This is a genomic window from Bradyrhizobium sp. (assembly GCF_030646015.1).
Taxonomy (GTDB): Bacteria; Pseudomonadota; Alphaproteobacteria; order Rhizobiales; family Xanthobacteraceae; genus Bradyrhizobium.
The window spans coordinates 117,668-128,255 of record NZ_JAUSLT010000087.1 but is presented as its reverse complement, the minus strand read 5'-3'; the positions used below and the strand labels follow the sequence as shown (position 1 = coordinate 128,255).

11 protein-coding genes are annotated in these 10,588 nt (G+C 63.5%); 9 read left to right on the top strand and 2 right to left on the bottom strand.

Translation table 11 applies throughout. The features are described from left to right. The 4 genes from Q7T45_RS13835 to Q7T45_RS13820 form a co-directional block, all read left to right on the top strand. Positions 1 to 428 (top strand): mechanosensitive ion channel family protein (locus Q7T45_RS13835; RefSeq protein ID WP_304871505.1); only part of this gene is annotated, 428 nt, incomplete at its 5' end. A gap of 162 nt (positions 429 to 590) precedes the next feature. Beyond that, positions 591 to 1,415, top strand: a complete 825-nt coding sequence (gene map, locus Q7T45_RS13830; protein ID WP_304871504.1) for a type I methionyl aminopeptidase — start codon at positions 591 to 593, stop codon at positions 1,413 to 1,415. A gap of 560 nt (positions 1,416 to 1,975) precedes the next feature. Beyond that, the gene (locus Q7T45_RS13825; RefSeq protein ID WP_304871503.1) at positions 1,976 to 3,820 is read left to right on the top strand and encodes a multicopper oxidase family protein; all 1,845 of its coding nucleotides are present in this window, start codon (positions 1,976 to 1,978) and stop codon (positions 3,818 to 3,820) included. 19 nt (positions 3,821 to 3,839) lie between these two features. Then, on the top strand, positions 3,840 to 4,535 hold the full coding sequence (locus Q7T45_RS13820) for a DJ-1/PfpI family protein (RefSeq protein ID WP_304871502.1): 696 nt from the start codon (positions 3,840 to 3,842) through the stop codon (positions 4,533 to 4,535). A gap of 33 nt (positions 4,536 to 4,568) precedes the next feature. On the opposite strand, the gene Q7T45_RS13815 is transcribed toward Q7T45_RS13820, so the two are convergent. Beyond that, complete coding sequence (locus Q7T45_RS13815; RefSeq protein WP_304871501.1) at positions 4,569 to 5,546, bottom strand: alpha/beta hydrolase; 978 nt, start codon at positions 5,544 to 5,546, stop codon at positions 4,569 to 4,571. A 195-nt stretch (positions 5,547 to 5,741) separates the two neighbouring features. Between Q7T45_RS13815 and Q7T45_RS13810 the strand changes: the two genes are divergently transcribed. From Q7T45_RS13810 to Q7T45_RS13800, 3 genes are all read left to right on the top strand, one after another. Continuing rightward, the gene (locus tag Q7T45_RS13810; protein ID WP_304871500.1) at positions 5,742 to 6,701 is read left to right on the top strand and encodes an MBL fold metallo-hydrolase; all 960 of its coding nucleotides are present in this window, start codon (positions 5,742 to 5,744) and stop codon (positions 6,699 to 6,701) included. Between the two features lie 130 nt (positions 6,702 to 6,831). Beyond that, positions 6,832 to 7,557: a DNA repair protein RadC gene (gene radC / locus Q7T45_RS13805; RefSeq protein ID WP_304871499.1), complete on the top strand. Its 726-nt coding sequence runs from the start codon at positions 6,832 to 6,834 to the stop codon at positions 7,555 to 7,557. An 87-nt stretch (positions 7,558 to 7,644) separates the two neighbouring features. Continuing rightward, positions 7,645 to 7,989 (top strand): hypothetical protein, encoded by a 345-nt coding sequence (locus tag Q7T45_RS13800; protein WP_304871498.1) that lies wholly within the window; start codon positions 7,645 to 7,647, stop codon positions 7,987 to 7,989. A 28-nt stretch (positions 7,990 to 8,017) separates the two neighbouring features. Here Q7T45_RS13800 and Q7T45_RS13795 read toward each other — a convergent pair whose 3' ends face one another. Further along, positions 8,018 to 8,614 (bottom strand): DedA family protein, encoded by a 597-nt coding sequence (locus Q7T45_RS13795; protein ID WP_304871496.1) that lies wholly within the window; start codon positions 8,612 to 8,614, stop codon positions 8,018 to 8,020. 244 nt (positions 8,615 to 8,858) lie between these two features. Between Q7T45_RS13795 and Q7T45_RS13790 the strand changes: the two genes are divergently transcribed. Both Q7T45_RS13790 and Q7T45_RS13785 read left to right on the top strand, forming a co-directional pair. Continuing rightward, on the top strand, positions 8,859 to 9,557 hold the full coding sequence (locus Q7T45_RS13790; protein WP_304871495.1) for a TetR/AcrR family transcriptional regulator C-terminal domain-containing protein: 699 nt from the start codon (positions 8,859 to 8,861) through the stop codon (positions 9,555 to 9,557). Further along, positions 9,554 to 10,579 carry a fatty acid desaturase family protein gene (locus tag Q7T45_RS13785; protein ID WP_304871493.1) on the top strand — a complete coding sequence of 342 codons (1,026 nt, stop codon included), beginning with the start codon at positions 9,554 to 9,556 and terminating at the stop codon, positions 10,577 to 10,579. The genes Q7T45_RS13790 and Q7T45_RS13785 overlap by 4 nt, the downstream gene beginning before the upstream one ends. The last annotated feature ends 9 nt before the right edge of the window (positions 10,580 to 10,588 follow it).

Here is a 10,588-nt window from a genome sequence, read left to right as displayed (position 1 = left end):
CGGTCGCGGCCGGCGACGGCCGCGAATTCCTGATCCCCAACGAGGATCTGGTGACCAAGATGGTCACCAACTGGACCTACACCGACAAGAACACGCTGGTGAAGATCGGATTCGGCACCAATTACGACGCCGATCCGCGGCTGGTCTGCAAGCTGGCGATCGATATCGCCTCGGCCGCCCCGCGCGCCATCAAGGCCAAGCCGCCGAACTGCATCCTGATCGAATTCACCGAAGCCGGGATGAAATTTTCCCTGACCTTCTGGATCGCCGAGCCCGACGGCATGGACAATGTGAAGAGCGAGGTGATGCTGTCGCTGTGGGATGCCTTCAAGCGCGAGGGTATCAAGGTGCCCTATCCGGTGCGCGAAATCCGCATCCGCGGCGGTGCGCTGCCGGTCGAGACCACGGTCGAGGTGCCGAACGGATGAATTTGCCGCACGGACCGCATTGCCGTATATGACTGCGGTTCCATTGTATCGCAGCAGGCCCGACCAACCTCGACCAACTCTGGCCAACCCTGGCTTGCTACTCCCCGCCCCGATCACTAAATTAGGCCTTCAAATCACCCCCCGCCAAGACGCGATCCGCCCATGAGCTACATCGAAGCAACAGATACCTCCTTGCGCAAAACCGGACAGATCAAGCTGCATGGGCAGAGCGGATTCGCAGGCATGCGCAAGGCCGGCGCGCTGGTGGCGAAATGCCTCGATGAGCTCACCGACATCGTCAAGCCGGGGGTGCCGACCTCCGAGATCGACGAATTCGTCCGCGCCTTCGCCTTCAGCCATGGCGCCTATCCCGCCACGCTGATGTATCGCGGCTACCGCTACTCGACCTGCACCTCGATCAACCATGTGGTCTGCCACGGCATGCCCGGCGACCGGCCGCTGAAGGAAGCCGACATCGTCAATGTCGACGTCACCTTCATAGTCGACGGCTGGTACGGCGATTCCAGCCGGATGTATGCGATCGGCCCGATCGCCCGCAAGGCCGAGCGGCTGATCGAGGTGACCTATGAAGCGATGATGCGCGGCATCGCCGCGGTGAAGCCGGGCGCCACCACCGGCGACATCGGCCATGCCATCCAGAGCTTCGTCGAGCCGCAGGGCATGAGCGTGGTGCGCGACTTCTGCGGCCACGGCCTCGGCCGCATGTTCCACGACGAGCCCAACATCATCCATGTCGGCCGGCCCGGCGAGGGCGTGACACTGAAGCCCGGCATGTTCTTCACCATCGAGCCGATGATCAATCTCGGCAAGCCGCATGTGAAGATTCTGTCCGACGGCTGGACCGCCGTGACCCGCGACCGTTCGCTGTCGGCGCAGTTCGAGCATTCGGTCGGCGTCACCGCGACCGGCGTCGAGATCTTCACGCTGTCACAGCGCCACGCCGAAAAGCCGCCGGTCGCGGCGTAAGAGACCAGAGACCTCCTGCTTTCCGTATTGCAGCCCATCCTTCGAGACGACCACTACGTGGTCTCCTCGGAGGATGTGAATGAATACCGACCTCATCCTGAGGAGCCGCGCGAGTTTCGCGCGGCGTCTCGAAGGATGGCAGCAGGCAGGATGCCCGATGGTTCGAGACGCGCGCCGGTAGCGCAAGGGCGCTACCGAACGCGCTCCTCACCATGAGGGAGTGGAGCATGTCGCCCAGCAAGCGACTTAACCGATCTAACATAGCCAGTACCAGCGCGCACTTGAGCCATCCGGTTGCACGAAATTCGGCTTGTTAACCGCTCGCGCCGCGAAACAATTTAAACGAGCATTATGTCACATCACCCTTGCAACGAGCCGCTATCTTGTTCAGGATGGCTGGCCTTGACGAGGAGGTAGCGATGCGCCCGAACCTGCTTCTTGGTGCTGTCTTGCTGGCCGCGTACGGAGCCATTCCAGCGCCGGCCATAGCTCAAGGCCCTCCCGAGATCGTCAACCCCTCCGTGCTGCAGCCGCGTGCGCCGGCCGGGCGATTGCAGACGATGATGAACGTGGGGCCCAGAGCCGCCGCGCCCGCCCCCGAGCTGCGCGACATCGTCTACGACCTGATCGTCAAATACACGGAGTCGCAGCTGTGGAATCCGACCACGAACCGCCAGGACAGGGTCAAGCTGCGCAGCTATCAGGGCCGGGGCGTCAATCCGGACGCGCCCTTCGTCGGCCCCCAGATCGAGGTCTATCCAGGGCAGACCGTGCGCATGACCCTGCACAACGAACTGCCGGCCGATTCGACCTGCCCGGTCCGGGGCGGCAGCGCCAACGTTCCGCATTGCTTCAACGGCACCAATTTGCATACCCACGGGCTCTGGATCAATCCGAGCGGCAACAGCGACAACGTGCTGATATCGGTCAATCCGGGCATCCAGTTCCAGTATGAGTACAACATTCCGCCGGATCATCCGGCGGGAACCTTCTGGTATCACTCGCACCGGCACGGCTCGACCGCGCTGCAGGTATCGAGCGGCATGGCCGGCGCGCTGGTCGTGCGCGGCACGCGTCCACCGACGCCATCGGCGAATGGCGACATCGACACCCTGCTGCGGCCGATCAGCGGCCAGGCCTTTCCCGAGCGCGTGCTGGTGTTCCAGCAAATTCAATATGCGTGCCGCAACCCGGATGGCAGCATCAAGCGCAACCCGGACAATACCTACAAATGCGATCCGGGCGACATCGGCGGCGTCGAAGACTATGACCAGTTCGGCCCGGGCACCTGGCCCACCTCGGGACGTTTCACCAGCATCAATGGCGCGGTGCTCGGACGTCTGCAGGGGGCCGAGGCCGGCAAGGTCGAGCGCTGGCGCATGGTCCACGGCGGCGTGCGCGACAGCATTGCGCTGCAGTTCCGCAAGCGCGCGCCCGCCGCAGCAGAGCCTGCCGGCCTGCGCACCGCCGCAGCGCAAGTCTTTGTCGATACGAACTGCACGGGAGCGCCGGTGCCCTATCATCTGGTCGCCGCCGACGGCCTGACCATGGCGGCGGCCACGCGGACACAGGTCGCGGTGCTCCAGCCCGGCTATCGCTGGGATGCGCTGGTCGTGTTTCCCGAGCCGGGCGACTACTGCGTCCTCGACAATGCCTCGACAGCGGGCGGCAACATCAACCAGAACCTGCGGCCGACGCAGCTGCTCGGCACCGTTCGCGTCGGCGGCTCCGCGGTGACGGGCGATCTCACGGATTATCTCAAGACCCAGCTTCTGGCCGCCGCCGCGGCGAACATGCCGCCAGATGTCCGCACCAAGGTGACGGCGGAAATTTCCGACGGCCTGAAGCTTACGAGCTTCATCCCGCACCCTGATATCAATGAGTTCACGGGGACGCAGACCCTCACCTTCAACATCGACGTCTCGCAGATCAACGAGGTGTTCTTCGAGATCGACGGCCAGCCCTACGACGGCAACCGGATCGACCGCACCCTGAAGCTGGGCGGCGTCGATGAGTGGACGCTGAAATCGAATCTCGCCAGTCACCCCTTCCACATCCACGTCAACCCGTTCCAGGTCGTCAAGATCATCGCCCCTGACGGCACCACCGATGTCAGCGCCCCGGGGGCGGTGGATAATTTCGCAAGGGATGCGAACGGCAACCCGGTGATCGATCCGCAATATCCGGGCCTCAAGGGCGTGTGGAAGGACACCCTGCTGGTGAAGAATTTCGCGCAGGGGCCACGGGGCCAATACACCGTCGTCATCCGCACGCGGTACGAGCGTTACATCGGCGACTTCGTGCTCCACTGCCACATTCTCGATCACGAAGATCAAGGCATGATGCAGAACATCCGGATTGCCATTCCCGACGGACGCGGCGGCGTCGCCGCCTCCCATCACTGATCCAAACAGGACGCATCAGATGGCAGGCCCGTCCACATTCCCCCGGACCCAGCGGATCGGCATCTTCGTCTACGATCGATTCGAGCCGATCGACGTCTGGGGCTTTCTCGAGGCCTTCTCGATCGCGCGCTTTCTCGGAACCGGCTACTCGTCGCCGCCGCCCTATCCGTTCGAAATCGTGTTGATCGGCAGGACCATGGCGAATGTCAAAAGCATCAACGGTCCCTCGGTGGCGCCGGACTGGGACTTCGACCGGGCGCGGCAGGAGCCGCTCGATCTGCTGATGGTGCCCGGCGGTGGCGGCACCTGGCCGCTGCTTGACGACAGGGCGGATCCGACCGGGGTCGCGGCCCTGCTCGAATGGATGCGCGTAATGGACAGCAAGGTGCGCATCATGGCGTCGGTCTGCACCGGCGCTGCGGTCCTCGCGAAATGCGGATTTCTCGACGGGCTTCCGGCCACCACCAATCACGGCGCGTTCGGCTGGGTAGCGAGCCACGGGCCGCGGGCGCTCTGGGACAACGTATCGCGCTGGGTCGATGCAGGAAAATACGTGACTTCCGCGGGCGTCTCGGCCGGGACCGATCTCGGCTTCCATCTCGTTTCAAGAATGGCCGGCCGGGCAGTTGCGGAAAACGCGGTGAGCGCCGCCGAATATGACTGGCATCGGGATCCCCAGACGCCAATCTTCTATCCGCAACAGGCGGCGGTGTAGGCGCAACCGCACAAGAGGCCGGGCCTGTTCGTGTCAGGTCCCCGGTTGCTCGCCGAGGAAGCCATCCACCGCGTCGAACACCTGCCAGCGGTTTTTCTCCAGAAAGACCGAATGGGTGCCTTCGCCGATCTCCACCCAGCGCCGGTAAGGCGCGGATGTCAGCCTGTCAAACACGGCGCGCGACATCTCGATCGGGCAGTCGCGATCCCATTCCGCGTGGACGATCAGCACCGGGACGGTAATGCGGTTCGGATCATACAGCGGCTTGCCGGCGGCCCAATATTCGCGCGCGTCCTGGATCGTTCCGTTGGGCGCCATCAATTGCGCCGGACCAGGCCCTGATTGGCCGCTCGCGAAGGTGGCATCGGCCCAGGCTTCGAACCACGCCTCCGGCAGCACTTCCGCTTTCTTGTGCTCGGGAACGCCATTGAGCCAGCGCGTTTTGCTGGCCGCTCGCTCGACGACGCGATAGGCGCCGATGGCGCCGCCGGGATCGGCGAGGCTTGGCGTTTCCCTAATCCACTGCGGCGCGAGCAGCACGAGCTTGTTGACGGCGGCGTTGTGGCCGGCGGTGTAACTCGCCATCTGGGTGGTGCCCCACGACCAGCCGATCAAATTGAGCTTGGAGACGCCGCGCCGCGACCGGATGAAGGCGACCGTCGTCGCGATGTCGCGGACGGCTACCTCGGTGCGGACGATCGGCGCGTTGTCCGCCGCCGGCATCGCCATCTCCGGCGGCCGCGTCGAGTTGCCATAGCCTCTGATGTCGACGAGGTAGACGTCATAACCGCCGCCGGCGAGATGATCCATCCACGACACTCCCGCCAGCGGAAGATCGAACGATGTCGACGCGGGGTAGGTCGATCCGGCGACGAACAGGATGGTCTTTTCGGACGTGAAGGTCGCGAGGTCAGCCCGGCGCTTGTTGCGGACGAACAGCTCGATCCCGGGCGAATCGCTGGCGATCATGATTTCTTCGGCGACGATAGATGTCGCGGCGGATGTATCCATATGGGTTTCCCTGGTTCGCGCTGAGGCGAAGCGCCGGCCGAACGGATCGCCGGCTCGTTCGCTGCGGCAACATGCCTCTGATCGAGAATGAATCGCAACGGGAATAGCCCGCATGGCCCGGTGTAGACTATCAGGACATCGTATCTCCGCCGCAGAGGCTCCGATGCGCGAGGGACAACAATCAAGGGAGGTGGCATGTTCGAGATTTCGCGTCGCGATCTGGTTCTCGGAAGCGCCGGGGCAGCACTGGTTTTCGGACTCAAGGGACCGGTATCGTTTATCGGCGCGGCTCAGGCACAGCGCGCCGCCGACAGCCTCAAATACAAGGTCGGCGACATCGAGGTCTTCAGCCTGCATGACGGAACCATCGAGCGCGTTCTCAATGACGGCTTCGTCAAGAACGCTTCGCTCGACGAGGTCAAGAAGGCCCTGACAGCCGGCGGGATCGGACCGGACAAGTTCGACAACCCGTTCACGATGACCGCGATCAGGACCGGCGGCAAGGTCGTGCTGTTCGACACCGGCTTCGGCGGCAACGGCCCGCCCAGCGTGGGCAAGCTCGCCGACAACATGAAGGCGGCCGGCCTTGATCCCGCCACCGTCTCCACGGTCGTGATCTCGCATTTCCATCCCGATCACATCTCGGGCCTGTGGGTGAAGGAGACCAACGCCCAGGTGTTCCCGAACGCGGAAATCCTGATGCCGGAGGTCGAATACAAGTTCTGGACCGATCCGGCGCTGGTGGAGAAACTTCCCGAAGCCGCGCGCGGCAATGTGCGGCGTATTCAGTCGACCTTCCCGACCTGGAAGAACATCAAGCAGTATGCCGATGGGGCCGAGCTGGTCCCCGGCGTGCGCGCCATTGCCACGCCGGGCCATACCGTCGGGCACATGTCGTTTTTGGTGGCATCGGGCGGGCAGCAATTGTTCATCCAGGGCGATGTCACCGGCATCCACCAGCTGTTCGTCAAGAACCCCGGCTGGTTCTCGATGTTCGATTCCGACGCGCCGAAGGCGGAGGCCACCCGCCGCGCCTTCTTCGACCGGGTGATCGCCGAGAAAGGCATGATCGCCGGCTATCACTTCGGCTTCCCCAACGTCGGCACGCTGTCGAAAGACGGCAACGGCTATGCGTTCGCCGCGGTCAAGGCGTGACGCTGCCCTGCTGATTTGAAACCACCGAAGGCGCCGTGCCCTGCGTGGCGCCTTTTTGCCGTCCAAAATCGGCAGTCCGCCCGACACTTCAGAGTTGCAAAACCTGATCCACACGGCATGCTTGCCGCCGATGCCAGGCAAGATCAGCAAGACCCAGCAGCCGGACAAGGACCAGCCCGCCGAGACGCCGCATTACCACGGCCACCGGGAGCGGCTGCGCGAACGCTTTTACGGCGCCGGGCCGGATGCGCTGAGCGACTATGAGATGCTGGAAATGGTCTTGTTCCTCACCCAGCCCCGAGGCGACATGAAGCCACTGGCCAAATCCTTGCTTAAGGTATTCGGCTCGTTCGCGGAGGTTATTCACGCACCCGAGGCTCGGCTGCGTGAGGTCAAGGGTGTCGGCGACGTCACCATCAACGGACTAAAGGTAATAGCGGCAGCCGCCCAACGTATCGCAAAGGGCGAAATCAGGCGCAGCATCGCGCTGTCGTCCTGGAACGACGTGATCGGCTACTGCCGCACCGGCATGGCGTTCGCCGACAAGGAGCAGTTTCGCATCCTGTTCCTCGACAAGCGCAACCAGTTGATCGCTGACGAGGTACAGCAGACCGGCACCGTCGACCACACCCCGGTCTATCCGCGCGAAGTGATCAAACGCGCGCTGGAACTGTCGGCCACCGCGCTCATCCTGGTGCACAACCACCCCTCCGGCGACCCGACGCCGTCGAGTGCGGATATCCAGATGACCAGGGCGATCGTCGACATCGCCAGCCCGCTCGGGATTTCCGTGCACGACCACATCATCGTCGGCAAGAACGGGCATGCGAGTTTGAAGGGGATGAAGTTGATTTAGCGACAAACAACTTGAGATTGTTTTTTGCCAGAGCTATGCTTGCAGTCATTGCGATTTCAGATGCCCGCCACGTTCAGGGAGAAATCCATGGCTGATAAATTTCCCGCTGTAGGCCACAAATACCTGGTCGATTTCAAGGCCGACGACGGCAGCGGCGGCTTCAGGGTACAGCTCGACTTTCATTCCGAGAGCTCGATGACCTACACCGGGGTGAGGCCCGACGGCACGCTGAGTGGCAATTCCGAGACCGTTGACATCACCGTCGAGCCGATCAGGGACCTGCTGTTCCTGGTGACATGGAAGGAGGAGCAGGGCATGACCGTAGTGCATGTCGAAGACTACAGGGACAATACCATCATCACCTGCATCACGGCGCCCGGACCCGATCCGACATTCTCCAAGTTTCACGGCACGATGACGCAAACTTCCTGACGCTGTCTCCGAGGCGCGTTCGGGCGCCTCAGGTGGCCCGCTCGGCCACGCGCTCGAGCTTCTTGCTCACGAGCCAGGAGACGCCGAGGAACAGGACCAGCATCACCAGGCCGAGGCCGGACGAGGCATCGTTCATCATCTTCTCCGAAACCTGGCCGAAGGCGTAGCCGGCCGAGACCGTCACGCAGGACCACAGGCCCGCCGCGACGAAATTGAGCGCGAGGAAGGTGGACCAGGGCAGCTGCGACATCCCGTAGGCAAAGCCGGCGACACCGCGAATGCCGTGCGGGTAGCGATGCAGCAGGATCATCCAGATGTAGTGGCGGTCGGCCAGCCGGGCCGCGGTCTGTACCGCGCGCGTAATCCTGGAGGAGGATGATCCAAGCCAGCGGGTGCCGTAACGCCGCCCGATCCAGAAGCGGATGACATCGCCCGTAAAGCTGCCGATCCAGCACACCGCGATGACGGTGCCAAAACTCAGCGCGCCCGAATGCGACGCGTAGCCCGCGAACAGCGTCAGCAGCAGGCTGTGCGACGACGCGTACGCGAACATCAGGCTGTAGACCGTATTGCCGTGCTGGCGGATGAGTTCGAAGAACGAGGTGAGGTCGGAGGGAAACAGCAAGCGAGCTCCAGTTCGAAGGCTTGTCACCGCAGTTTCCGATGACGGGGCCATTCGGGATTAGCATGCGGTCGGATGTTTCCTGCGAGACATGCGGTCGCAGTGCCAGCCGCCGCGACGGCGAGATCGCCATCACACCGAAGTTGAGCCGCAAGAACAGGTTACGGGCGCATTGACAAATTTGTTTGTATAACATACAAACATTGGAAGCCGCCTGATATCAGCACTGGCGCGACGACGAGGACGCATGAAGCGCGCTTCCACGCGAGATCGTGATCCCAAGCACACCGTACGCGCCACGCGCACCGCGGGCCGGCAGATGCGCTCGCGTCTTCTCGATACCGCGAGCAGTCTGTTCAAGGAGCAAGGGCTGGCGGCGGTTTCGATTGTCGCGATCGCCGCCGCGGCCGACGCCTTTCCGAGCCAGATCACCTATTACTTTCGCACCAAGGAAGCGCTGTTCGTCGAAGCCGCCTGCCGTGACGTGCTGTACGTTGCGCGCGCCGCCGAGCAGCATGCGGGCAAGCAACTCTCGCCGTCGGATTACACGCGGGCGCTGGTCGACAGCGTGATGGGCGCGGATGCCGTCGGCTTCTTCGTCGAAGCGATGACGCTGACCCGCCGCCGCCAGGATCTGGCGCCGCTGGTGGAGCGGACGGTCGAGCGGCTGCACGCGGAAGGCTTGCGCGCCTATGCGGCCGAGATGGCGGCGCGTGGCTGGCAGTCGCGGCTCGATCCTGAAATTAGCGCGCGGCGGTTCTGGACCATCGCGATCGGCGTCACCCTGGAAGGCCAGGCAATGGGCCGCTCGCCTGACGATCTGGCCGCCGAGATGCTGCGCCTGCTCGGCCCGCAGGCCGATGCGCCTGCCGATGCCGCGCGGCTCAGGCTCGTCACAGCAGGAAATTCCGCTCCCCGCGATTCCGGCAAGGAGAAACAGCCATGACCGCGCTTCGCATGCGTGCCCGCGACATCATGAGCGAGCAGGAGCTGATCGAGGTCCGCACGCGCTCGACCTGGAAGAGCGTCGCCCTGATCGCGCATGCGTGGACGCTGATTCTGGGTTCGATCGCGATGGTCGCGGCGTGGCCCAATCCCCTCACCTTCGTGCTGGCGGTGACGATCATCGGCTCGCGCCAGCTCGGGCTGGCGATCCTGATGCATGACGGCGCCCATGGTTGCCTGGCCAGGAGTGAGAAACTGAACCTGTTTCTCAGCCAGTGGTTCTGCGCCTGGCCGGTTTTCGCCGAGACCAAGGCGTATCGCCGCTATCATTTGCAGCACCACGCCCGCACCCAGCAGGAGGACGATCCCGACCTGATCCTTTCGGCACCGTTCCCGATTACGAGGCCGAGCTATCGCCGGAAATTCTGGCGCGATATCTCGGGCCAGACCGGCTATGCGCAGCGCAAGGCGCAGTTGCAGAACGCGCTCGGCGACGCCTCGTGGCCGCTGGCACAGCGCGCCGCACACTTTTGGCAAAAACTCGGCCCGCAGATCCTGTTCAATCTGGTTTTCCTCGTCGTTCTCGCCGCGGCTGGAATCTGGTGGGCCTATCCGCTGCTGTGGCTATTGCCGCTGCTGACCTGGATGATGGTCATCACCCGCATCCGCAATATCGCGGAACACGCCGTCGTACCCGACAGCGCCGATCCGCTGCGCAACACCCGGACCACGCATGCGGGCTTTTTCGAGCGGCTGTTCATCGCGCCCTACTACGTCAACTATCATCTCGAACATCATCTGCTGTTCTACGTGCCCTGTTACAACCTGCCGCGCGTGCACAAAATCCTGGCGCGCAGCCCGCATGCGGCGCGGATGGAAGTGCAGCCGAACTATGCCGCCGTGCTGCGGCTTGCGACCGCCAAGCCCGCCAACGAAGACAAGCCCGGCATGCTCGTGAGCAATGTCCGGCGCGCCCGCACCGGCGCCAATGTCGATCGCAATCAGGTCTCGTCAGGGTTTTAGGGCGCCGCG